We start from the raw sequence: 23,627 nt of genomic DNA, 5'->3' as shown, positions 1-23,627 counted from the left end.
CCAACATGAGCACCGCCGTGACCGCCCTCTCCACACTCGACTGGACCACCAAGCTCGTCAGCTTCGACACCACCAGCCGTGGCTCCAACCTTGCGCTCATCGAAACCGTGCGCGACTACCTGCGCGGCCTCGGCATCGATTCGCACCTCTCGCACAACGACGATCGCAACAAGGCCAATCTGTTCGCCACCATTCCGGCCGCCAACGGCAGCGTGCAAGGCGGCATCGTGCTGTCGGGCCATACCGATGTGGTGCCGGTGGATGGGCAGAAATGGGACAGCAACCCGTTCACCCCGGAAATCCGGGACGGCCGGCTTTACGGTCGCGGCACCTGCGACATGAAAGGCTTCATTGCGTCGTCGCTTGCGCTGGTGCCGCAGCTGCTCGGTGCCAAGCTGCGCGAGCCCGTGCATCTTGCGCTCTCGTACGACGAAGAAGTCGGCTGCGTGGGCGCGCCGCGCATGATCGACGACCTGGTGGCGCGCGGCATCAAGCCCGCCGGCTGCATCGTCGGCGAGCCCACCAGCATGCGGCCCATCGTTGCGCACAAGGGCATCAACGCCTACCGCTGCCGGGTGCACGGCCGCGCCGCGCATTCGTCGCTCACGCCGCAGGGTGTGAACGCCATCGAATACGCGGCGCGCATCATCTGCTTCGTGCGCGACCTGGCCGATGAATTCCGCGCCAAGGGCCCGTTCGACGAGGCGTTCGACGTGCCGTTCACCACCGCCTCGACGGGCCTGATCCAGGGCGGCATCGCGCTCAACACGATTCCTGCCCTGTGCGAACTGGTCTTCGAGTTCCGCAACCTGCCGGGCGTGGATGCGCCGGCCATCCGGGCGCGCGTGGAGCGCTATGTGCGCGAGACGATCGAGCCAGCCATGCAGCGCGAACATCCGGACGCCCGCATCGAGCTCGAAGAGATTGCCGCCGCGCCGTCGCTCGACGCCTCGGAGCAGGCAGCGATCACGCAGCTCGTGCGCGTGCTGACCGAAGACAACGACAAGCGCAAGGTCGCCTACGGCACCGAAGCCGGCCTGTTCCAGCGCGCCGGCATTCCGGCCGTGCTGTGCGGCCCGGGCAACATCGAGCAGGCGCACAAGGCCAACGAATACGTCGAGCTCGCTCAGCTGGAGGCCTGCGACCGCTTTCTCGCCAAGGTTGCGCGCAGCCTGATGCTCGACGCCCCGTCGGCCTGATTACACGGTTCCCCGCCGGGTGCGTTCGCTACAATAGCGGACTTTCCGGCGCCCTCTCCTCTCTCTCATGCCCGTCGTCCTGCAAAGCCTGTCGCCGCTGTCCACTGGCGACATTGAATCCGTCCGCAGCCTGTTCGGCACCGCTGCCTACGAAATGCGCGCGCCCAACGTCGCGGCGATCGATTGGGTGCACGAACTGCCCAGCGAGCTGCGCATCCAGCTCGACGCCATCTGCGCGAGCCTGAAGATGGACTACGCGTGGATTCCCGACGAATGGACGTTCGGCGACTTCCGCGTGCTGGCCATGGACATGGACTCAACGCTCATCACCATCGAGTGCATCGACGAGATTGCCGATTTCTGCGGGCTCAAGCCGCAGGTCGCCGCGATCACCGAAGCCTCCATGCGCGGCGAGATCAAGGATTTCAACGAGAGCCTGACGCGCCGGGTCGAACTGCTCAAGGGGCTGGATGCCAGCGTCCTGGAACGCGTCTACAACGAACGCCTGCAACTCTCGCCGGGCGCCGAAAAGATGCTCAAGGCGGTGCAGGCCATGGGCATCCGTACGTTGCTTGTATCCGGTGGCTTCGAGTTCTTCACCTCGCGCCTGCAGGAACGCCTGGGCCTTGACCGCGCGCGTGCCAATACGCTGGAGATCGTCGACGGCAAGCTGACCGGCCGCATCCTCGGTGAAATCGTCAATGCAGACGTCAAGGCGCAGACGCTCAAGGCGTTCTGCAAGGAGCTCGGCGTGTCGCCGGATAACGCGATCGCCATGGGTGACGGCTCGAACGATCTGAAGATGATGGGGGTGGCCGGGCTGTCCGTGGCGTTCCGCGCCAAGCCAATCGTGCAGGCGCAGGCGGATGTGGCGTTCAATGTGGTCGGCCTCGACGGCCTGCTGAACCTGTTTCCGCACCGGTAGGTCGAGACCACGCCATGGCGGCCCCGCAATCCTCCCGCAAGAAACTCGCACCGGGGGTGCGAGACATGGTGGAGCCGCAGGATTACGCCGCGCTGCTGACGGAGGTCAAAGCGCGCATCCAGGCCGCGCAGTACGCCGCGCTGCGGGCCGTTAACAAGGAGCTGGTGGGCCTGTACTGGGACATCGGACAGCTGATCGTAGCCCGGCAGCAAGCCGAGGGCTGGGGGAAGGCCGTGGTGCAGCAGTTGGCCGCCGACCTGCAGGCAAGCTTCCCTGGCACGGGCGGGTTCTCGGCGTCCAACCTGTGGCGCATGAAGGGCTTCTTCGAGACCTACAGCGGCGCGCCGAAACTCGCACCACTGGTGCGAGAAATCGGCTGGAGCCACAACGTGCTCATTCTCGAGCGCTGCAAGGACATCCAGCAGCGCGAGTTCTATCTGCGCATGACGCGCAAGTTCGGCTGGTCGAAGAACGTTCTGGCGCACCAGATCGACAACCAGAGCTACGAAAAATCGCTGCTCGGCCAAACCAATTTCGACAAGGCACTCACCCCTGCCCTGCGCGCGCAGGCCAAGCTGGCGGTCAAGGACGAATACGCCTTCGACTTTTTGGAACTAGGCGAACAGCACAGCGAACGCGAACTCGAGCGCGCACTGATCGAACGCATCGAAGATTTCCTGCGCGCAATGGGCGGCATGTTTGCCTTCATGGGCAGCCAGTACCGGCTTGAAGTCGAGGGCGACGAGTATTTCATCGACCTGCTGCTGTTCCACCGGCGCCTGCGCTCACTCGTGGCCATAGAACTGAAGATCGGCAAATTCGAGCCCGAATTCGTCGGCAAGATGCAGTTTTATCTTGCTGCGCTCGACGAACAGGTCCGCCAGGAGGATGAGAATCCGTCGATCGGCATCATCCTGTGCAAGGAAAAGAAGCGCACGATCGTCGAATACGCCTTGCGCGATGCGAGAAAGCCCATCGGCGTGGCGACCTACGCAATCACCAAGACACTGCCGAAGGAACTGCAGGGCCAGTTGCCCTCGCCGGAAGTCATCGCGCGCCTGCTGGAAACGCTATAGCCGCCACCGGCATATTGGCCGGTGGCCCCGGGGGCGCAATGCCGGCCGATCAAGCGCGCAGGTGCGTCTCCATCGCCTGCTTCAGATCGGCAATCAGGTCGCGCGGGTCTTCCAGGCCGATATAGAGGCGAACGAAACCACCCGCGTTTTCCCAATCGGCTGGCGGCCAAGCAGTCGCCGTGCGCATCGACGGGATGTTGTATGGCAGCGCCAGGCTGTGCGCGCCGCCCCACGAAAAGCCGATCGCAAAATAGCGCAGGGCCTCGATGAACGCATCGATCTGTGCCTGCGAATAGCGCTCGTGCAGCACGATCGAGAACAAGCCGCTTGCGCCGGTAAAGTCGCGTTTCCAGTTTTCATGGCCCGGGCAGCTCGGCAGCGCCGGATGCAGCACGCGCACGACTTCGGGACGGTCCATAAGCCATTCCGCCACTTCACGCGCGTGGGCGTCGTGGGCAGCCAGCCGCGTCGGCAGGCTCGGCAGGCCGCGCAGCACGAAATAGCAATCGTCTGCCGACACGCCCCACCCCATGCGCATGCGCGTGGCGAGGAGCTTCTGGTGCAGCGCTTCATCGTTGGTGATGGCCGCGCCCATGAGGACATCGCTGCCACCGGACTGGTACTTGGTCAGCGCCTGCACCGAGATATCGATGCCACGCGCAAACGGCTGGTAGTACACGCCGCCGCTCCACGTGTTGTCGATGGCGGTGATGGCGCCAGCCGCCCGTGCCGCCTCGGCGATGGCCGTGCAATCGGGCACTTCCATCGTCACCGAACCCGGCGCCTCAAGCCACACGAGCTTGGTGTTGTGGCGAATGAGGTCGGCAATGCCGGCGCCTATCATGGGGTCGTAATACCGCACGGTGATGCCGAACTGGCGCGCCATCCATTCGCCGTGGTCGCGGTTGGGGCCGTACGCGTTATCGGGAATCAACACGTCATCGCCGGATTTGATGAGCGTGAAGTACACGAGCGAAATGGCGGCCAGCCCGGATGGCAGCAGCAGCGTGTGCGAGCCGCCCTCGATCTGCGCCAGCGCCTGGCACAGCGCGTCGGACGTTGGCGTGGCATGTAGGCCGTAGCGCCAATGGACCACGCTGCCACTGCCAAAGGCACGCATGTCGGCGAGGTTCTTGAATACGACGGTCGACGCGCGATGCGTGGCCTGAGAAAACGCGGCAAAGCCGGGTGGAATCTGCAGGTCCGGGTGGACGGCTTTCGTGGCGGGAAACATGGGCGGAAGCTTGGTATCGTCGGTCACGAGACATTCCTGATGAGTGGCGGATGACGACCTTCGGTGGTCAGCCCGTCAGCTTACCAGTGCGCGCCGGACCGTGCGGGATTGACAGCTGGCAGCGCGGGCGGCGGTGCAATCTGGCCCGGTGCCAGGGGCGCCGCGGGCGTCAGCGGCGTTGCAGCGACCGCCGCGTTGCTGTTGGCAGCGGCATCGTAAGGCGGAATCACCACCACGGCGAGGGGGCGGAGCACAAACGGCAGCGTGTGGCCGTCGTGGGCCACATCGGTCCACGTGCCGCGCACGATGCCATGCGCATCGATCGCCCCCTCCCACGTGCCGGTGACGTGCGTGCCGTCATCGGACTCCTCCATGAGGAAGCCGCCGTTTTCGTATTCGCCTGTCACCAGGCGTACACCCGGTTGCTGGCCGGCTACGTATTCGCCGTGGACGCTGTCGATCTCACCAGGCTTGCGGCCCAGGCGCATGCGGATCGGCACGTCGCCGATCACGCCGGTGTAGACGGGATATTTTGCGTAGTCCGGCTGCGGCTGCAGCACGGCGGGCGACTGCGTCTGGGCGGAGAACCCATTGCCGGCCTTGGCAGCGCGGCGCTTTTCACCCTCCGCGATGGCGCGGTTCAGGCCGAGGTCGCCCGGCTGCACGGTCATGCTGCCGGTCGATACGTCGTAGCCGTTATTGGCAGACGGCGTTTGCGCAGACGCCGCCGACATAGCTGCAACGCCTGCGGCCAGCACCAGCGCACGCAGCGCGCCGGCGGGCCGGGTCAGGCGTGCAATCGATAGAAAGCGTTCAGATGCGTTCGAACACCGCCGCAATGCCTTGTCCTCCACCAATACACATGGTCACCAGCGCGTAGCGACCACCGATGCGTTGCAGCTCGTGCAGCGCCTTCACCGTAATGAGGGCCCCCGTTGCGCCGATCGGGTGGCCGAGCGAGATGCCCGAGCCGTTCGGATTGACCTTGGCCGGGTCCAGCCCCAGTTCCTTGGTCACGGCGCAGGCCTGGGCCGCGAATGCCTCGTTCGCCTCGATGACGTCGAGATCCTTGACCGACAGGCCCGCACGTTCCAGCGCCTTGCGCGTGGCCGGCACCGGGCCGATCCCCATGATCTTCGGCTCCACGCCCGCATGGCCGTACGACACGAGGCGCGCCAGCGGCTTGAGGCCACGCTGTTCAGCCACCGAGCGCTCCATCAGCACCAGCGCCGCACCGGCATCGTTCAGGCCCGAGGCGTTGCCTGCGGTGACGGTGCCGTTCTCCTTTGCGAAAACCGGCTTGAGCTTGGCCATATCTTCGATGGTGGCGTCGTGGCGGACGTGTTCGTCGGTGTCGAACTGGATGTCGCCCTTGCGCGACTTGATCGTCACCGGAACGATCTGATCCTTGAAGTAGCCGGCCCGGATGGCGCGCGAGGCGCGCTGGTGCGATTCCAGCGCCGTCTGGTCCTGCTGCTCGCGGCTGATGCCGAATTCCCTGGCGACGTTTTCCGCCGTCACGCCCATGTGGATCGTGTGGAACGGGTCGTGCAGCGCGCCGAGCATCATGTCGACCATCTGGGCGTCGCCCATGCGCGAGCCCCAGCGCGCGGCGGGAGCGAGGTACGGCGCGCGGCTCATGCTCTCGGCGCCGCCGGCAATGGCGATGTCGGCATCGCCCAGCAGCACGGTCTGCGCGGCGCTCACCACGGCCTGCAGGCCCGAGCCGCACAGGCGGTTGACGTTGAACGCGGGCGTCTCGGCCGACACGCCGCCGTTGACGGCAGCCACCCGCGAGAGATACATGTCGCGCGGCTCGGTGTTGATGACGTGGCCGAACACGACGTGGCCGACCTCCTCGCCCTTTACGCCGGCGCGGGCCAGCGCCTCGCGCACGACCAGCGCGCCCAGTTCGCACGGCGCCACGTCCTTCAGGCTGCCGCCAAACGTCCCGATTGCGGTACGAACGCCGCTGACCACCACCACTTCACGTGCCATTGCTGTCTCCCATGCCATCAGAATTGGATGGCGGCCAGTATAAACGCACGGTCGTTCGCAAATTTTAGGTAAGACTACCTAAGTGGCTCAGACCTCGCCCCACAGGTCGTGCCCATCGGCACCGGTGATCTTGACCGACACGAAATCGCCGGCCTTGTAGCGCTTGTACGACTTGGACGGCGGCGCGACATAGACCAGGCCGTCGATTTCGGGCGCATCCGCCGACGAACGACCGATCCCGCCATCCTGGTTGACCTCGTCCACCAGCACGCGCAGCGTCTTGCCGACCTTGCGCTGCAGGCGGCGCGCCGACACGCGCTCGGCCACTTCCATGAAGCGCGCGCGGCGCTCTTCGCGCACCTCGTCGGGCAGTGCACCGGGCAGATCGTTGGCGGTGGCGCCTTCGACCGGCGAATACGCGAAGCAGCCCACGCGGTCCAGCTCGGCCTCGGCGATAAAGTCGAGCAGTGTCTGGAATTCCTCTTCCGTCTCGCCTGGGAAACCGGCAATGAAGGTGCTGCGGATGGTCAGCTCGGGGCACACCTCGCGCCAGGCGCGGATGCGGTCCAGCGTTTTCTCGGCATTGGCCGGGCGCTTCATGCGCTTGAGCACATCCGGGTGGGCGTGCTGCAGCGGCACGTCCAGGTACGGCAGCACCTTGCCCTCGGCCATGAGCGGCATCACTTCGTCCACGCTCGGGTACGGATAGACGTAATGCAGGCGCACCCAGGCGCCGTATTGCGAGGCCAGTTCGCCCAGCGCGGCCACCAGCTCGGTCATGCGCGTCTTCAGCGGCCGGCCGTTCCAGAAGCCCGTGCGGAACTTGACGTCGACGCCATAGGCGCTGGTGTCCTGCGAGATCACGAGCAGCTCTTTCACACCGGCTTTCAGCAGGTTTTCCGCCTCCAGCATCACTTCGGCCACCGGACGCGAAACCAGGTCGCCCCGCATCGACGGGATGATGCAAAAGCTGCAGCGGTGGTTGCAGCCCTCGGAGATCTTCAGATACGCGTAATGCTTCGGCGTGAGCTTGATGCCCTGCGGCGGCACCAGGTCAATGAACGGATCATGCGGCTTGGGCAGGTGCGTGTGCACTGCTTCCATGACTTCGCCGAGCGCATGGGGGCCGGTGACGGCCAGTACCTTCGGGTGCACGCTCGTGATGATGTCCTGGCCGGCGGCATCCTTCTTGGCGCCGAGGCAGCCGGTGACGATCACCTTGCCGTTCTCGGCCAGCGCCTCGCCGATCGCATCGAGGCTTTCCTGCACGGCCTCGTCGATGAAGCCGCACGTATTGACCACCACCAGGTCTGCCCCGCCATACGTGCCGGAGATCTCGTACCCCTCCGCACGGAGCTGGGTGATGATCTGCTCGGAATCGACCAGGGCCTTGGGACAACCGAGCGAAACGAAGCCCACCTTCGGGCTCTGGGTACTGACGTCGGACATGGGAACAACCTGAAGTGGGGAGAGGATGGCGCAGCGCATGGCGCGCCGCGCGGTGGCGTATTTTAACCGTTCACTGCGCCGGGGCGGCCCAGCGCGAGCCGGGCCTGTTCGATCACACGCTCGATTTCCAGCGCGTCGTGCAGGCGGCGGATCGCGTCGTGCAGTTCCGCGGCCTGGGGCCATGTCCGCTTCAGGTAGCCGAGCCACAGCTTGACGCGGCCGTGCTCGTGCTTGGCGGAGATGCGGGCGTGCAACTTCTTGAGATAGTCGGCAAGGTAGCCGAGTACGATCGGCCATTCGGCGGCGGACGGCTCACGCGCCATCTGGCCGCGAATGCGCTGGGCCAGGAACGGGTCGGACACGGCGCCACGGCCGATCATCACGTCGTCACAGCCGCTGACGGCGCGGCAGCGCTCCCAATCGGCCACGGTCCAGACCTCGCCATTGGCCGTGACGGGGATGCTGACTGCGCCCGCAATGCGCGCAATCCAGTCCCAATGTGCCGGCGGGCGATAGCCATGATCGCGCGTGCGGGCATGCACCACCAGCGACACCGCGCCGCCTTCGGCCAGCGCCGTCGCGCAGTCAATCGCACGCGAAGTGTCCGAAACGCCCAACCGCATCTTGGCCGTCACTGCAATGTGCGGCGGCACCGCACCGCGCACCGCCCGCACGATGGCGTGCAGGACTTCCGGCGTGTCGAGCAGCATGGCACCGCCGCCGTGCCGGTTCACCACCTTGGCGGGGCACCCGAAGTTCAGGTCGATGCCATGCGGTGACAGCGTCGCCGCATAGGCTGCGTTGCGCGCCATCCATTCCGGATCGCTGCCGAGGAGCTGGATCACCATCGGCGTACCGCTGGCGGTGTAGCCGCCGTTGGCAATCTCAGGAGTTTCGCGCTCGTAGGTGCGCAACGGAAGCACTGAACCCGTCACGCGAACGAATTCCGAGACGCAGCCGTCATAGCCTCCCGCCTGTGTCAGCACGTCGCGCATGACGAAATCCGCAACCCCTTCCATCGGGGCAAGCAAGAGGCGGCTCATGTGAAAAAGGCGATCAACCGGCCTGCAGGCCGGGGGCTGACATCGAACATTTGGGGGCAATCTGAGGGGTGTGATCCTCCGGCAAAGCCGCGCCTTGCCGGAAATGCCGCATTTTACCCTGCTGCCCGATTTGCCGCCCCCAAAGCAAAAAGGCGAACCGCCATGCGATTCGCCCTGTTCTCCAGGCCGAAGGATTACTTCTTTTCGGGCGGCTGGTTGAACGGGAACGTGCCGAACATGTTCTTGGCCTGGCTCTGCATCTGCTCCTGCATCTGCACGAACAGGTTCTTGCTCTGCTCGATGTAGTTGCTCATCATGCCCTGCATCATCGGCCCCTGCATGTTCATGAACTGCGACCACATATCGGGGTTGAACGTGTTGCCGCTGTACAGGTCCTTCGAGTTCTCGGCCAGCTTGTTCTGGATGTCGATGAAGGCCTGGATGTTCTTCTCCAGGTACGTGCCCATCATGCCCTGCATGGCGTGGCCGTAAAAACGAATGATCTGCGCAAGCATCGAGCCGGAGAACATCGGCACGCCGCCGGTTTCCTCTTCCAGAATGATCTGCAGTAGGATGCTGCGCGTCAGGTCTTCACCGGATTTCGCATCCACGACGCGAAACTCCTCGGTGTCCATCACGAGCTGCTTGACGTCTGCCAGCGTGATGTACGTGCTGGTCTGGGTGTCGTAGAGCCGGCGGTTGGGATATTTCTTGATCAGCCGTTCGGTGCCCTTCTTACTGGTGGCCATCGTGCCTTTCCGTGTTGGCGATGCTGCTGCGGTGCAGCCGATGCAGTGCGAAATCGGCACAGCAAAATCGCGGTTGCGCTGCTGTGCCGATCTGCGTGCGAATGCGGCAACGCAGATGCATCCGGTTATGATCGGACGCTCCGGTGTCTCCCCGCGAAGCGCCTCCGTGACTGGATTCTATGCGGATCGCCGTGCAAAGAAAAGGCGACCTCCCCCGGTAGAAACCCGCAGCATTTTGGTGCCGTAGCGGCACCATGATGTGGGCTGGATCACGCGCCGCAAGCCTGCTGCAGTGCAATCGAGCATCGCAACACCGTGGGGCAAACCGGGGGAAAGAATGCTGCGCCCATGCTGCAGCAATTGTGTAGCATGGGCGTGAGAGCGTCAGCCCATGTGCAGGCCGCCGTTGAGGGAAAAGTCCGCGCCCGTGGCGAAACCGGACTCGTCGGAGGCAAGCCAGGCGCAGATCGAAGCGATTTCCGCGGGCTCGCCGAGTCGCTTGACCGGAATCGTGCCGACGATCTTGTCGAGCACATCCTGACGAATCGCTTTGACCATGTCCGTGGCAATGTAGCCCGGCGACACGGTGTTGACCGTCACGCCCTTGGTGGCGACTTCCTGCGCGAGGGCCATCGTGAAGCCGTGCAGGCCGGCCTTGGCCGTCGAGTAGTTGGTCTGGCCGAACTGCCCCTTCTGCCCGTTCACCGACGAAATGTTGATGATGCGGCCCCAGCCTCGGTCCGCCATGCCATCGATGACCTGCTTGGTCACGTTGAACAGCGAAGTCAGGTTGGTGTCGATCACGGCGTCCCAATCGGCACGCGTCATCTTGCGGAACACCACGTCGCGCGTGATGCCGGCGTTGTTGATGAGAACATCCACCTCACCCACTTCTGCCTTGACCTTGTCGAATGCGGCCTTGGTCGATTCCCAGTCGCCGACGTTGCCCTCGGACGGAATGAAATCAAAGCCGAGCGCCTTCTGCTGCTCGAGCCACTTGGCCTTGCGCGGCGAGTTCGGGCCGCAACCGGCAATGACGGTGAAGCCATCGCGCGCCAAGCGCTGGCAGATCGCCGTTCCGATACCACCCATGCCACCGGTGACGTATGCGATGCGTTTGGTCATGTCCACTCCTAGTCCTTGTTGTTAGAGCCGCCCAGCGTCCTGCCGGGCGGTGGTGCTCGGTTCTCTCCGATCGGCGTGCGCGCTTTTTGTTCAACGCCACACCGGTCCGGTCTGCAAAAAATTACGGACGCTCGACGGCCAGCGCCACGCCCATGCCGCCGCCGATGCACAACGACGCCAGACCCTTCTTCGCATCGCGCTTCTGCATTTCGTGCAGCAGCGTGACCAGAATGCGGCAACCGGAAGCACCGATCGGGTGGCCGATGGCGATCGCACCGCCGTTGACGTTCACCTTAGACGTGTCCCAACCCATTTGCTGGTGCACAGCGAGCGCCTGCGCAGCAAACGCCTCGTTGATCTCCATCAGGTCGAGGTCGTCCACCGACCAGCCCGCACGCGACAGGCAGCGTTTCGAGGCAGGCACAGGCCCCATGCCCATCACCTTTGGATCGAGGCCCGCGCTGGCATAAGCGCGGATCGTGGCCAGCGGCGTGAGGCCCAGTTCCTGGGCCTTGGCGGCCGACATCACCACCACCGCGGCCGCACCGTCGTTCAGGCCCGAGGCGTTGGCCGCCGTGACGGTGCCCGCCTTGTCGAACGCGGGCTTGAGACCGGCCATCGACTCGAGCGTTGCGCCGTGGCGGATGAACTCGTCCTGTGCGAACGCGATCGGGTCACCCTTGCGCTGCGGAATCATGATCGGGACGATCTCGTCATTGAAGCGCCCGGCCTTCTGGGCGGCTTCGGCCTTGTTCTGCGACCCGACGGCAAACTCGTCCTGCGCCTCGCGCGTGATGCCGTATTCCTTGGCGACGTTCTCGGCGGTGATGCCCATGTGGTACTGGTTGTACACATCCCACAGGCCGTCGACGATCATCGAGTCGATCAGCTTTGCGTCGCCCATGCGGAAGCCATCGCGCGAGCCCGGCAGCACGTGGGGCGCGGCCGACATGTTCTCCTGGCCGCCTGCCACGACGATGTCCGCGTCGCCCGCCATGATGGCGTTGGCGGCGAGCATCACGGCCTTCAGGCCCGAGCCGCACACCTTGTTGATGGTCATGCCTGGGACCATGTTCGGCAACCCGGCCTTGATGACGGCCTGGCGTGCCGGGTTCTGTCCCGAACCGGCGGTCAGCACCTGCCCCATGATGACTTCGCTCACCTGTTCCGGCGCTACCTTGGCGCGCGAAAGAGCCTCGCGGATGACCGCCGCACCCAGTTCGGGCGCAGGAATCTTTGCCAGCGAGCCACCAAACTTGCCCACGGCGGTACGGACCGCCGATACGATCACAACATCGGTCATTTGTCTTCCTTCCACAGTCAAAGGGGGTTGAGAGGGCGCCGCGCACGGCCTCGCAGGCCGGCATCGTGCGCCGGAGTTGGGGGTGCGCTTACGCCTTCTGCTTCACGTAGCGGCCGGGGGCGGGCTCGATCTCCGGATAGTCCGCAGTGCCGTAGCGCTTCGGAGCGGCCTTCTGCGCACCGGCGTGAGAAGCCAGCCACGCAGACCAGTCCGGCCACCAGCTGCCAGGGTGCTCCGTGGCACCGTCAAACCATGCGTCGGCGGAGTCAGGCAGCTTGGCGTTGATCCAGTGCGAGCGCTTGTTGGCCGCCGGCGGGTTGATCACGCCGGCGATATGCCCCGAGGCCCCGAGGACGAACCGGCGCTTGCCCTTGAGCAGCGGCACCGAGGCGTAGGCGGATTTCCACGGGACGATATGGTCTTCGCGCGAGCCGTAGATATAGACCGGCGCATCGATCTTGCCCAGATCCACGGGTGTGCCGGCAACCGTCAGCTTGCCCGGCTCCTTCAAGTCGTTCTGCAGGTACGTGTGCCGCAGATACCAGCAGTACCACGGCCCCGGCAGGTTGGTCGAATCGCCGTTCCAGTACAGCAGGTCGAACGGCGCGGGCGTCTTGCCCTTCAGATAGTTTTCAACGACGTAGTTCCAGACCAGGTCGTTCGGCCGCAGGAACGAAAACGTGTTGGCCAACTCCACGCCGCGCAGCAAGCCCGGGCCGGTGGGCGCGTTGGCGCCGATGGTCTGCTCACGCATCTCGACCTGGGCTTGGTCGACGAAGACGTCGAGGATGCCCGTATCGGTAAAGTCGAGCAGCGTCGTCAGCAGTGTCAGGCTCGCGGCCGGATGTTCGCCGCGCGCAGCGAGCACCGCCAGCGCAGTCGACAGAATCGTGCCGCCGACGCAGAAGCCAAGCACGTTGATCTGGTCCTGCCCAGCAATCTCGCGCACGACGCGAATGGCCTCGATCGCGCCGCCCTCGATGTAGTCGTCCCACGTGCGAGACGCCATGCTGGCATCCGGATTGCGCCACGACACCAGGAACACGGTGTTGCCCTGCTCCACCGCATAGCGCACGAGCGAGTTGGCCGGCTGCAGATCGAGGATGTAGTACTTGTTGATGCAAGGCGGCACCAGCAGCAGCGGGCGCGTGTAAACCTTGGCGGTCAGCGGCTTGTACTGGATGAGCTGAAAGTACTCGTTCTCGAAGACGACCGCGCCCTCGCTATTGGCAACGTTGCGGCCGATCTCGAAGGCGCTTTCGTCGGTCTGCGAGATCTTGCCGCGCTCCATGTCCTGCAGCATGTTGAGAATACCGGTGCGCAGGGATTCGCCGCGCGACTCGATCAACTGCTTCTGCGCTTCCGGGTTGGTCGCCAGGAAGTTCGACGGCGACATGGCGGCCGTCCATTGCGAGACGGCAAAGCGCACACGCTCGCGGGTCTTGGCATCGGCCTGGACGGCGTCGGCCATTTCCATCAGCGTGCGCGCGTTGAGGACGTAGAAGGCTGCGGCATAACCGTAAAGCGGGCTCTTGCGCCATGCCTCGTCGGCAAAGCGGCGATCGGCGGGGGCCACGGCTTCGGCGCTTTCGCCCGTGCTCATATGGCGCCAGATCTGCAGCCATTCTTCCAGATACTTCTGCTGGATTTCAGCGAGCCGCTCGGGCGGGATCAGCGCAAACGGGACTGCGCCCTCGCCGGTCGCCGCGCCATTGAACTGCCCAAGGCCCGGCGCTGCGGCACCGGGTTGGGCGTAGCCGCCCATAAGCGTTTGCCATTGCTTGAACTGCTCAGCCCACTGCGCTGGGTCCGACAAGCCCTGCCAAGGGGCTTGCGTGGGGGCGCTAGATGCTTTGGAAGATGCCGATTGACGCGATGCCATAGTGCCCTCGATCCGTACGATATGCGCCGCCTCGTTTGAGCGAAATGGCGCAATTCGTAGTATTGCGGGGCATTGTTGCCTTGCCGTTTCAAGCCTGTCAATCGGACTTAACTCACCATGACCCGGAAATGCACGCCTGGCGCGGGTTTTACCGGATCCGCCCAAAAACGGTTCGACCGAATGGTCAAGCTGGACTCCGGGCTATGTACCAGTCGGCAACATTTTCGTGCGAGACTGCCCCATTACGCCAACGCCAGACATCCCATTCCGCATGTATATCGTTGCCATCGGGTGGCTTTACGTCGTGCTCATGATGTCGTTGACTGAGCAATCTTGGATTGCCGGTGCCGGTACGTTTTTCCTGTACGGCGTCGCCCCGCTGGCGCTGTTTCTGTGGATTGTGGGCTCGCCCGCACGCAAGCGCCGGCGCCGCACGCAGGAGGCGACCCAGGAGAAGGCGGACGCCGCCGCAGCCTCCGGCGACGGCGCTGCGTGAAGCGTCACTCGGCGCGCCAGATCAGCGTGGCCATGCGGCCGGTCGTGCGCTCCCGCCGATAGGAATAGAAACGCTGCACGTCCGTCATCGTGCACAGCCCACCGCCGTACACCTCCGTGCAGCCCACGCGCGCCAGCCGCAGCCGGGCCAGGGCATACAGGTCGCCCAGGAATTTCCCATCAGACGCGCCCGGCACGAAAGCCGCCTCCGTGGCACCCCGCTCGGCCGGCTGTGCGGCGTCCATGAAAGCCTGACGCACCTCCGCTCCGACCTCGAAGCATGCCGGGCCGATGGCCGGGCCCAGCCACGCCAGCCAGGTCGGATCGGCCTCCTGGCCGCTTGCGCGCAGGCGCTGCATCATCGCGTCGACCGTGCGCTCGATCACGCCGCCACACAGCCCTCGCCAACCGGCATGCGCCGCCCCCACAGTCACGCCGCGCGCATCGCTCAACAACACCGGCAGGCAGTCTGCCGTCATCACCACGCAGACGCGATCGCGCGACGAGGCCACCGCGGCATCCGCCACGACCGGCGCCGGTGCGCCGACAAGCTGGTCGAGGTCGGCAACACCTGTGCCGTGCACCTGTTCCATCCAGACCGGCTCGGCGGGCAGCGCAGCGCGCAGGATGCGGCGGTTCTGCTCGACCGCCTCCGGCATGTCGCCAACGTGCTGGCCAAGGTTCAGCCCGCCCGGCAAGCCGCCTGCCAGCCCGTAGGCGCCCGTGCTGACGCCGCCCACGCGCGTGGTGGCCAGCGCCTTGACGCGCGGATGCGCCGGCCATGCAGGAACGATCCAATCAGGTGAAATCGACATCGGGATCCAGGTCCAGGGCTTCCATCAGTTCAGCAAAGTCATCCGGCACGCCGGCTTCCCAATGCATGGACTTGCCGGACGCCGGGTGCACGAGCCCCAGGCGAACAGCATGAAGCGCCTGCCGCGCGAACGGCACGGGCAACGGGGCCTTGATGGTCTGCGGCCGGCCGCGGCGGAAGTTGCGCGTGTAGACCGGGTCGCCCAGCAGCGGATGGCCTTCGGATTCAAAGTGCACGCGAATCTGGTGGGTGCGGCCGGTTTCCAGTTGGCAACGCACGAGCGACACCTGCGCGCGTCCCAGATCCACCACGTCGAGCGTCTTGAAATGCGTGCGTGCCGGCTTGCCGCTGGCCGTTTCGATGATGGCCATGCGTGTGCGATCGCGCGGGTCGCGGCCAATCGGGGCATCGATCGTGGCTTCCTCGGGCGTTTCGCCCCAGACCAGCGCCAGATAGGTCCGCTTGACGGTGCGCGCCTGCAGTTGGCGCACGAGGTCGGTTTGCGCCGGCAGCGTCTTTGCGACCACCATCAGCCCCGAAGTTTCCTTGTCGAGCCGATGCACGATGCCGGCGCGCGGCAGCGCTGCCGCCTCCGGATACCGGTGCAGCAAGCCATTGAGGACGGTGCCGCTCCAATTGCCCGCGGCGGGGTGCACGACCAGGCCGGCCGGCTTGTTGATGACAAGCAGCGTGTCGTCTTCGTAAACGACATCGAGCTCGACCGGCTCGGCAACAAACGCGTTCTCATCGGCCGCGCGTTGCGGCACCACCTCGATGCGGTCGCCACCCGATACGGCGGCACGCGGGCGCACGGCCTCACCGCGCACGCGAACCGCTCCGGCGTCGATCCACTGCTGTAGGCGGCTGCGCGAATAGTCGGGCAGCAGCTTGGCCAGCGCCTTGTCCAGACGCTCGCCGTGCATGGCTTCCGGGATCTCTACGATGATCGGCTCGGCCGCCGGCGCTGCACCTTCGGCAGACAGGTCGAGGGCCTCGTCGTCGAGGGTGTCGTCGGTTTCCTGGACGGTGAGGGAAACGTCAGCCGCTGCGTCGTCCGACACAGGGCTTGGGCTATAATGCTTGATGCGATTTTTCATTCAGAAAAGGTGCCCATGTCGGTCACGAGCGTAAAGCAGGCGCGTTTTGGTGTACGTGTTGGCGTACAAATCCGCGCTCAAATCGGAGCAGCGTTGGTGGCAGGCGCATGCCTGGCCCTCTCGGCCTGCGGCATCCTGCCGGAACAGCAAGACGAAACGGCCGGCTGGTCAGCCAACAAATTATATTCGGAAGCGAAGGACTCGCTCGACGGCGGCGACTATGCCAAGGCCGTCAAGTACTACGAGAAGCTCGAAAGCCGCTATCCATTCGGCCCGTACGCCCAGCAAGCGCAGATCGAAACCGCCTACGCCAACTACAAGGACGGCGAAACGGCCGCCGCGCTGGCCGCAGTCGATCGCTTCATCCAGCTTCACCCGAACCACCCCAGCGTCGATTACGCCTATTACCTCAAGGGCCTGATCAACTTCAACGACAACCTCGGCTGGCTCGGCCGCTTCTCGAACCAGGATCTGAGCGAGCGCGACCCCAAGGCCGCGCGCGCCGCCTACGACGCGTTCAAGACGCTGGTCACGCGCTTCCCGAACAGCAAGTACACGCCCGATGCAACGCTGCGCATGCAGTACATCGTCAATGCGATGGCCGAGCATGAAGTGGGCGCGGCACGCTACTACTATCGCCGCGGCGCCTATCTGGCAGCGGTGAACCGCGCGCAGGAAGCCATCAAGGATTACGATCGTGCGCCTGCCGTGGAAGAAGCGCTGTACATCATGATGAAGTCGTACGAGGCCCTCGGCATGAAAGACATGCGCGACGACACCGAGCGCATCATCAAGCAGAACTACCCGAAGAGCGAGTTCCTGCTGTACGGCCAGCGCAAGAAGGACAAGCCCTGGTATCAATGGTGGTAAGCAAGGCGTAAACAGCACAGCAAAAAGCCCGGTCGGTTGGCCGGGCTTCTTGTTTGTGGATCACGCCTCGCCTGCGGCCGCTTCAGATGACACATCCGGGCGCAGCGACCGAAGGAACCCTGCTGCCGTCTCGGCTTCGCGCGTGCGCTTGAACGGCGGAAGGCTCTGCCAGATCTGGCGGCCGTAGGACTTTTCCACCAGGCGCGGATCGCAGATCATCAACACACCGCGATCAGTTTCCGAGCGGATCAACCGCCCCGCCCCCTGCTTGAGCGTGATGACAGCGTGCGGCAACTGGTGCACGGCAAACGGGCTCAGGCCTTTCTTTTCAAGCGCTTCCATGCGCGCGCTGAGGACGGGATCGTCGGGCGGCGCAAACGGCAGCTTGTCGATCACGACGAGCGACAACGCCTCGCCGCGCACGTCCACCCCTTCCCAGAAACTCTGGCTGCCGATGAGCACGGCGTTGCCCAGCGCGCGGAAACGGTCGAGCAGTTCGGTCCGACTGGCCTGGCCCTGCACCAGCAACGGAAAATCCCAGCCACGCTGCGCGAACTCGTCGGCCAACCGTTCAGCGGCGCGATTGACAGCGCGCAGCGTCGTGCACAGCAGGAAGGTCTTGCCGCCCGCCGCCTCGATCATCGGCAAGGCGGCGTCCAGCACCGCATCGGTAAAGCGCGGATCGCTCGGCTGCGGCAGGTCGCGCGGGACGTACAGCAAGCCCTGCGATGCATAGTCGAAGGGGCTGTCGAGCGTCAACGAGCGATTGCGGTCGAGGCCCAACTGCGCGGCGTAATGCGTGAAGTTGCCCCGCACCGAGAGCGTGGCCGAGGTGAATATCCACGCGCGCGGCTGGCCGGCGCGCTGGCGCGAAAAGATCGGCGCGATCGACAGCGGCGTCAGGTGCAACTGCACGGAGTTGGCGAACACCTCCACCCAGCGCACGCGCTCGTCGGCGGGCGGTGCGGCTTCGGCTTCCTCGCCCTCACCCTTCGGCGCCTGCGGCGGCTTGGGGTCCACCCACGCTTCCAGCTTTTCGCACAGCGCCACGGCGCGGCGATGGCATTGCTCGATGGTCTCGGCGCGCTCGGCCTGGGCCTCCAGTGCCCCGGTGAAATCGGACAGCGCCTGCTCGAGTTTGGGCAGCACCTCGTAGAACGGCTTGGCGATGGCCGCATCGCTGTCGATCTGCTTCATCGACAGGCGCGCGCCGTCCTGGCGGAACACCAGGCGCAGATCGCGCGCGGCGCGCTCCAGCGGCGCGGCGATCGCGACCCAGTCGACCGCATCGCGCGCATGCGACAGGCCCTCGGCCACGCTGTCACGCGCCAACTCCAGGATCTGGTTGGTGGAAATCGTGTCGCCGAAGAACAGCGTGGCCGTCTCGGGCAGCTGGTGCGCTTCGTCGAAGATGATCGTGTTGGCCGCCGGCAGCAGCTCCGCCATGCCGGTGTCCTTCAGCATCACGTCGGCAAAGAACAGGTGGTGATTGACGACCACCACGTCGGCCTGCTGCGCCTCCTTGCGGGCGCGCATGACGAAGCAGTCCTTGTAATATGCGCAATCCGAGCCGAGGCAGTTGTCGCGCGTGGACGTGACGAGGTTCCACACCGGCGCGTTTTCGGGCACGCTGGCAAGCTCGGCCTTGTCGCCGGTCTTGGTGGTCTTCAGGAAAAGGTTGATCTGCCGCAGCCACGCGGCGTCCTGCCGTGACGACAGACGCCCGTTCTGCGACGTGCGCTCCAGGTGGTAATGGCAGACATAGTTGGCACGCCCCTTGAGCAACGCTACCGACACCGGCGCATTCAACGCCTTGCGCACCGTCGGGATATCACGCAGGAAGAGCTGGTCCTGCAGGTTCTTCGTCCCGGTGGAAAGAATCACCTTGCCGCCCCACAGCATCGCCGGAACGAGGTACGCGTAGGTCTTGCCGGTGCCGGTGCCGGCCTCGACGATGACCGAATCCGCGGCTTCGATGGCATTGGCCACGGCCTGCGCCATTTTGAGCTGCGACGTGCGCGGCCGATACGACTCGATGCCCTTGGCCAGCGTGCCGTCGTCGGCAAACAGCGTTGCCAGTTCGGCGTGGTGCGCGTCGGGCGTAGGCTTGGGCGTTGCGGCCTCACCAGCGTCGGATTCGGCCGACGGCTCGGCGAGCGGAGAAAGCGAAGTCAACGGAAAACCTTGGGGATGAAATGACCGAGGCCGCACGTGACGGCGGCCTCTCAGCGTCGGGGTGGGTCAGCCTCAGGCCGGTACGTCCGGCTCAAGCTGCAACTGTAGCAGGGTGATGGTGTCCTTGAGTTTCAGGCGGCGCTTCTTGAGACGGCGCAACTGCAGCTCATCGTGGTTCGCTTCGCCCGCAAGGCGGTCGATCAGGAAATCGAGATCGCGGTGCTCGATCTGCAACTCGATGATCCGACGCGAAATCGTGTTCAGATCGCTGTCCATCGCACTCCTCCGGAAACCGATCCTGCCTCGAGTTTAGAACCCCAGCGGACTCGTGTTGTTCTGGTTTTGCTCGTTGCGGCGCTTGGTCTGCTCGCGACGCTCGTCCAGTTCTTTCTGACGCTGGGCGGCTTCGCGCTGCTTTTCCTGGAACTGCTTCACGTTCTCTGCGCGCTTGGCGGCGTTGGCGGCGCCCTGCTCCTGCGCGGCCTTCAACTTGGCGTCGTAGTCGGATTGCTTCTTGGCGAAGGCCTGCGCGTTGGCGGCGCGCTGCGGCACCTCGGCCTGGCGCTGCGCTTCGTTCAGGCGCTGCTGTTCCTGCTTGTTCTCGAAATCGGTGCGGTTCTTCTGCTCAGCGGCTTCGCGCTGGGGGCGCTCGGCGTTGTACTGCGCCTGGCGGATGGCGCGGTCCTGATCACGCCGCGCGGCGCGGTCGGCACGTTCGGCTTCGTCCAGGGCCAGTTCGCGCTCACGGATGGCGTGCAGTTCCGTGCGGCGCACATCCTTGGCCTTGTTGATGCAGTGCGTGACAAAGAACTTGTCGTAGCATGCGCGTTCCGCCTCGGCGTACCGGTATTCGGCCCACGATTTGGCGCTGCTGATACGGTCGTGCTCGGCGCCAAAGTCGGGCGGCGTGCTGGAGACTGCCGTTGCCGGCGTAGCGGGCAACGGGGACTGGCTCCACGCAGGCGCGGCGCAAAGGGCGCCAAACAGCGCGGCGGCCGGCAGGACCAGACGGGATACGTGGCGCGCACCGGCGCGGCAGCGGGCGGAAAACAGGGGCGTAGGCATAGCGCGCATTTTATCACCGCCCCTGTGCCGCAAACGCCGCGCAGACGGGGATTTGCGCTCAGGGACACGCTTGACGTTGTGGCAAAATGCGCGGCTTTCCATCGCACTCTCTGGAAGCAATGACTGATTCCGTGTTGCAGAAGATCGTTTCCCGCATTGCCGTTGAACTGGCGGTGAGGCCGCAGCAGGTCGCGGCCGCCGTGCAACTGCTGGACGAAGGCGCCACCGTGCCGTTCATCGCACGCTACCGCAAGGAAGTGACGGGCAACCTGGACGACACGCAGCTGCGCAACCTGGAAGAGCGCCTGCTGTATCTGCGCGAGCTGGAAGACCGCCGCGCGGCGATCCTGGCTTCCATTGAAGAGCAAGGCAAGCTGACCGACACCCTGCGCGCGGCCATTGAAGCGGCCGAAACGAAGCAGGTGCTGGAAGACCTCTACCTGCCGTACAAGCCGAAGCGCCGCACGCGCGCCCAGATCGCGCGCGAATGCGGTCTGGAGCCGCTGGCGCAGGCGCTGCTGGCCGACCCGATGCTCGACCCGCAGGCCGAGGCCGCCAAGTTCGTCAACGGCAAGCCGACCGCCGAGGGCGGCGTACCCGACGTCAAGGCGGCGCTGGACGGCGCGCGCGACATCCTGTCCGAACAGTTTGGCGAAACGGCCGAGCTGCTCGGCAAGCTGCGCGAGCACCTGTGGAACCACGGCCTGGTCTCGTCGACGGTGGTGGAAGGCAAGGAAAGCGCCGAAGAAGAGAAATTCCGCGACTACTACGCCTACAGCGAGCCGATCCGCAACGTGCCGTCGCACCGCGCGCTGGCGCTGTTCCGCGGGCGCAATGCGGGGGTGCTGTTCGTCAAGCTGGGCCTGGGCGAAGAGCAGGATGCCCTGAGTCCGCATCCGTGCGAAACCATGATTGCGCGCCATGTCGGCATCGAGAACAAGGGCCGCCCGGCCGACAAGTGGCTCTCCGATGTCTGCCGCTGGTGCTGGCGCGTCAAGGTGCAGCCGCATATCGAGACCGAACTGCTCACGCAGTTGCGCGAATCGGCTGAGGCCGAAGCCATCAAGATCTTCGGCCGCAATCTGCATGACCTGCTGCTGGCCGCGCCGGCGGGCCCGAAGTCGGTGATGGGCATCGACCCGGGCATCCGCACGGGCTGCAAGGTGGCCGTCGTCGACCACACCGGCAAGCTGCTGGAAACCGCCACGATCTACCCGCACGAACCGCGCCGCGACTGGAACGGCTCGCTCGCTACCCTCGCGCGCCTGGCCAAGCAGCACGGTGTGTCGCTGGTGTCCATCGGCAACGGCACCGCCAGCCGCGAGACCGACAAGCTCGTGCAGGACCTGATGCGCAGCGCGCCCGAGCTGAAGCTGACCAAGGTCGTGGTCAGCGAGGCCGGCGCATCGGTATATTCGGCATCGGAACTCGCCGCCAAGGAGTTCCCGGACCTGGACGTGTCGCTGCGCGGTGCGGTGTCGATCGCGCGCCGCCTGCAGGATCCGCTGGCCGAGCTCGTGAAGATCGACCCCAAGTCGATCGGCGTGGGCCAATACCAGCACGACGTGAACCAGCGCGAGCTGGCCCGTGCGCTGGATGCCGTGGTCGAGGATTGCGTGAACGCCGTGGGCGTCGATGTGAACACGGCGTCGGTGCCACTGCTGGCGCGGGTCTCGGGGCTGAATTCGATTCTCGCCAAGAACATCGTCGAGTACCGCGACGCCAACGGCGCCTTTGCCAACCGCGAGGCGCTCAAGAAGGTGCCGCGCCTGGGCGACAAGACGTTCGAGCAGGCGGCCGGCTTCCTGCGCATCAATGACGGCGACAACCCGCTCGACCGCTCCTCCGTGCACCCGGAAGCGTATCCGGTCGTGCAGCGCATTCTCGACCGCATCAAGAAGGGCATCGGGGATGTGCTCGGCAACCGCGAGGCGCTGCGCGGCCTGTCGGCCCACGAGTTCACCGACGAGAAGTTCGGCCTCCCGACAGTGGTCGACATCTTGTCCGAACTCGAAAAGCCCGGCCGCGACCCGCGCCCCGAGTTCAAGACCGCCACGTTCCAGGACGGCGTGGAAGACATCAAGGACCTGCAGCCGGGCATGGTGCTCGAAGGCGTGGTGACCAACGTGGCCGCCTTTGGCGCGTTTGTCGACATCGGCGTGCATCAGGATGGGCTGGTGCACGTGTCGGCGCTGTCCACCAAGTTCGTGCGCGACCCGCACGAGGTCGTCAAGCCGGGCCAGATCGTCAAGGTCAAGGTGATGGAGGTGGATGTGAAGCGCAACCGCATCGGCCTGACGATGCGGCTGTCGGACGAGCCCGGCCAGGCGCCCGCGCGCACTGGCGGTGGCGACCGGCCAAGCGGCGGCGGCAACCGCCATGGCAGCCAGCAGCGCCGCGAGCCCGAAGTGGCCGGCGCCATGGCCGCAGCCTTCGCGAAGCTCAAGCGCTGACACGCATACCGCTGCGCTGCCCAGAACCCGCCGGAGCCTCGAGCCGGCGGGTTTTTTTTGTGCTTCGGCAAGGTGTTACAGCTCCTTACGCCCGTGGGACTTTCCTCACACTCGGGCGTCGTCGACAGGTCTTTTCGGGCCGTTAAGAAAGCACAGGCAACCACCGCCTGGCAACCACGAGGAGAACACCATGAAGACAAGCCACACCCTGATCGCCGCCCTGCTTGCCGTCGCTGGCACCGCTGCCTTCGCGCAAACCACGCCGGTCCAGCAAGTGCAGCAAGACAACCAGCAGATTCGCCAGGACAACCGTGACATCCGGCATGACAACCGCGATATCCGCCGCGACCGCGCCGACATCGCCAAGGACAAGGCGGCCCTGGCAGACGAGCGCGCCGAGCGCAATGCTGCGCAGCGGCGCGAGGACCGCGACCTGGCAAATGGCAACGTCAAGGGGGCCGAATACTGGAACAAGCAGCGCGCGCAAGACCAGCACCAGATCAATGCCGAGCGCCGCGACCTGCGTCACGATCGCAAAGACCTGCGCCACGACGTGAAGGACCGCAACCACGACGTGCGCGCCCGCAACGATGAAGTGCGCGAGCGCAACCACGCAGCCGCAAAGATGTAATTAAGGCCCGCCTCACAAGCAAACGGCCCGTGCGTCTGTCACGC

General features: G+C 65.2%; 21 protein-coding genes. 7 read left to right on the top strand and 14 right to left on the bottom strand.

Features of this window, described 5'->3' with window-relative positions:
* Positions 1–5 precede the first annotated feature (5 nt).
* The 3 genes from argE (at position 6) to KHN96_RS08415 (ending at position 3,200) form a co-directional block, all read left to right on the top strand.
* Complete coding sequence (gene argE, locus KHN96_RS08425) at positions 6–1,199, top strand: acetylornithine deacetylase (protein WP_045786929.1); 1,194 nt, start codon at positions 6–8, stop codon at positions 1,197–1,199.
* Between the two features lie 67 nt (positions 1,200–1,266).
* Entirely contained in the window at positions 1,267–2,124 is an 858-nt protein-coding gene (gene serB, locus KHN96_RS08420; RefSeq protein WP_062738507.1) for a phosphoserine phosphatase SerB, read from the top strand.
* A 14-nt stretch (positions 2,125–2,138) separates the two neighbouring features.
* The gene (locus KHN96_RS08415) at positions 2,139–3,200 is read left to right on the top strand and encodes a PDDEXK nuclease domain-containing protein (protein ID WP_062738506.1); all 1,062 of its coding nucleotides are present in this window, start codon (positions 2,139–2,141) and stop codon (positions 3,198–3,200) included.
* A gap of 49 nt (positions 3,201–3,249) precedes the next feature.
* On the opposite strand, the gene KHN96_RS08410 is transcribed toward KHN96_RS08415, so the two are convergent.
* From KHN96_RS08410 to phaC, 9 genes are all read right to left on the bottom strand, one after another.
* Positions 3,250–4,461, bottom strand: coding sequence for a cystathionine beta-lyase (locus KHN96_RS08410; protein ID WP_045786932.1), 1,212 nt, complete (start codon positions 4,459–4,461; stop codon positions 3,250–3,252).
* A 53-nt stretch (positions 4,462–4,514) separates the two neighbouring features.
* Positions 4,515–5,273 carry a hypothetical protein gene (locus tag KHN96_RS08405; RefSeq protein ID WP_045786933.1) on the bottom strand — a complete coding sequence of 253 codons (759 nt, stop codon included), beginning with the start codon at positions 5,271–5,273 and terminating at the stop codon, positions 4,515–4,517.
* Positions 5,248–6,432, bottom strand: coding sequence for a beta-ketothiolase BktB (bktB, locus tag KHN96_RS08400; RefSeq protein ID WP_062738505.1), 1,185 nt, complete (start codon positions 6,430–6,432; stop codon positions 5,248–5,250). The genes KHN96_RS08405 and bktB overlap by 26 nt, the downstream gene beginning before the upstream one ends.
* 87 nt (positions 6,433–6,519) lie before the next feature.
* The gene (gene rimO / locus KHN96_RS08395; RefSeq protein ID WP_045786935.1) at positions 6,520–7,881 is read right to left on the bottom strand and encodes a 30S ribosomal protein S12 methylthiotransferase RimO; all 1,362 of its coding nucleotides are present in this window, start codon (positions 7,879–7,881) and stop codon (positions 6,520–6,522) included.
* 62 nt (positions 7,882–7,943) lie between these two features.
* Positions 7,944–8,924 carry a tRNA dihydrouridine synthase gene (locus KHN96_RS08390; protein WP_062738504.1) on the bottom strand — a complete coding sequence of 327 codons (981 nt, stop codon included), beginning with the start codon at positions 8,922–8,924 and terminating at the stop codon, positions 7,944–7,946.
* Between the two features lie 194 nt (positions 8,925–9,118).
* On the bottom strand, positions 9,119–9,673 hold the full coding sequence (gene phaR, locus KHN96_RS08385; RefSeq protein WP_045786937.1) for a polyhydroxyalkanoate synthesis repressor PhaR: 555 nt from the start codon (positions 9,671–9,673) through the stop codon (positions 9,119–9,121).
* A 384-nt stretch (positions 9,674–10,057) separates the two neighbouring features.
* Positions 10,058–10,798: a 3-ketoacyl-ACP reductase gene (locus KHN96_RS08380; RefSeq protein ID WP_045786938.1), complete on the bottom strand. Its 741-nt coding sequence runs from the start codon at positions 10,796–10,798 to the stop codon at positions 10,058–10,060.
* A gap of 121 nt (positions 10,799–10,919) precedes the next feature.
* Positions 10,920–12,101, bottom strand: coding sequence for an acetyl-CoA C-acetyltransferase (locus KHN96_RS08375; protein WP_062738503.1), 1,182 nt, complete (start codon positions 12,099–12,101; stop codon positions 10,920–10,922).
* Between the two features lie 88 nt (positions 12,102–12,189).
* A complete protein-coding gene (gene phaC, locus KHN96_RS08370) occupies positions 12,190–13,983 on the bottom strand; it encodes a class I poly(R)-hydroxyalkanoic acid synthase (RefSeq protein ID WP_062738502.1) in 1,794 nt (597 codons plus the stop codon).
* Between the two features lie 271 nt (positions 13,984–14,254).
* Between phaC and KHN96_RS08365 the strand changes: the two genes are divergently transcribed.
* Complete coding sequence (locus tag KHN96_RS08365; protein WP_062738501.1) at positions 14,255–14,479, top strand: hypothetical protein; 225 nt, start codon at positions 14,255–14,257, stop codon at positions 14,477–14,479.
* Positions 14,480–14,483: 4 nt separating this feature from the next.
* Here KHN96_RS08365 and pgeF read toward each other — a convergent pair whose 3' ends face one another.
* The gene (gene pgeF / locus KHN96_RS08360; RefSeq protein WP_062738500.1) at positions 14,484–15,293 is read right to left on the bottom strand and encodes a peptidoglycan editing factor PgeF; all 810 of its coding nucleotides are present in this window, start codon (positions 15,291–15,293) and stop codon (positions 14,484–14,486) included.
* Positions 15,277–16,389, bottom strand: coding sequence for an RluA family pseudouridine synthase (locus KHN96_RS08355; RefSeq protein WP_062738499.1), 1,113 nt, complete (start codon positions 16,387–16,389; stop codon positions 15,277–15,279). The genes pgeF and KHN96_RS08355 overlap by 17 nt, the downstream gene beginning before the upstream one ends.
* A gap of 15 nt (positions 16,390–16,404) precedes the next feature.
* Here KHN96_RS08355 and KHN96_RS08350 point away from each other — a divergent pair, with 15 nt between their 5' ends.
* Positions 16,405–17,259 carry an outer membrane protein assembly factor BamD gene (locus KHN96_RS08350; RefSeq protein ID WP_045786944.1) on the top strand — a complete coding sequence of 285 codons (855 nt, stop codon included), beginning with the start codon at positions 16,405–16,407 and terminating at the stop codon, positions 17,257–17,259.
* 60 nt (positions 17,260–17,319) lie between these two features.
* On the opposite strand, the gene yoaA is transcribed toward KHN96_RS08350, so the two are convergent.
* The 3 genes from yoaA to KHN96_RS08335 form a co-directional block, all read right to left on the bottom strand.
* Positions 17,320–19,434, bottom strand: coding sequence for a DNA repair helicase YoaA (gene yoaA, locus KHN96_RS08345; protein ID WP_180964234.1), 2,115 nt, complete (start codon positions 19,432–19,434; stop codon positions 17,320–17,322).
* 72 nt (positions 19,435–19,506) lie between these two features.
* Positions 19,507–19,710, bottom strand: a complete 204-nt coding sequence (locus KHN96_RS08340; protein ID WP_045786946.1) for a DUF465 domain-containing protein — start codon at positions 19,708–19,710, stop codon at positions 19,507–19,509.
* A 33-nt stretch (positions 19,711–19,743) separates the two neighbouring features.
* Complete coding sequence (locus KHN96_RS08335) at positions 19,744–20,508, bottom strand: hypothetical protein (RefSeq protein WP_045786947.1); 765 nt, start codon at positions 20,506–20,508, stop codon at positions 19,744–19,746.
* 110 nt (positions 20,509–20,618) lie between these two features.
* Between KHN96_RS08335 and KHN96_RS08330 the strand changes: the two genes are divergently transcribed.
* Both KHN96_RS08330 and KHN96_RS08325 read left to right on the top strand, forming a co-directional pair.
* Positions 20,619–22,952 (top strand): Tex family protein, encoded by a 2,334-nt coding sequence (locus KHN96_RS08330; RefSeq protein WP_045786948.1) that lies wholly within the window; start codon positions 20,619–20,621, stop codon positions 22,950–22,952.
* A 190-nt stretch (positions 22,953–23,142) separates the two neighbouring features.
* Positions 23,143–23,583 carry a hypothetical protein gene (locus KHN96_RS08325; RefSeq protein WP_062738497.1) on the top strand — a complete coding sequence of 147 codons (441 nt, stop codon included), beginning with the start codon at positions 23,143–23,145 and terminating at the stop codon, positions 23,581–23,583.
* The last annotated feature ends 44 nt before the right edge of the window (positions 23,584–23,627 follow it).

Source organism: Ralstonia mannitolilytica (assembly GCF_905397375.1).
Lineage (GTDB): Bacteria > Pseudomonadota > Gammaproteobacteria > Burkholderiales > Burkholderiaceae > Ralstonia > Ralstonia mannitolilytica.
Note: the sequence above shows the minus strand (reverse complement) of the source record. Positions and strands in the feature narration are given on the sequence as shown.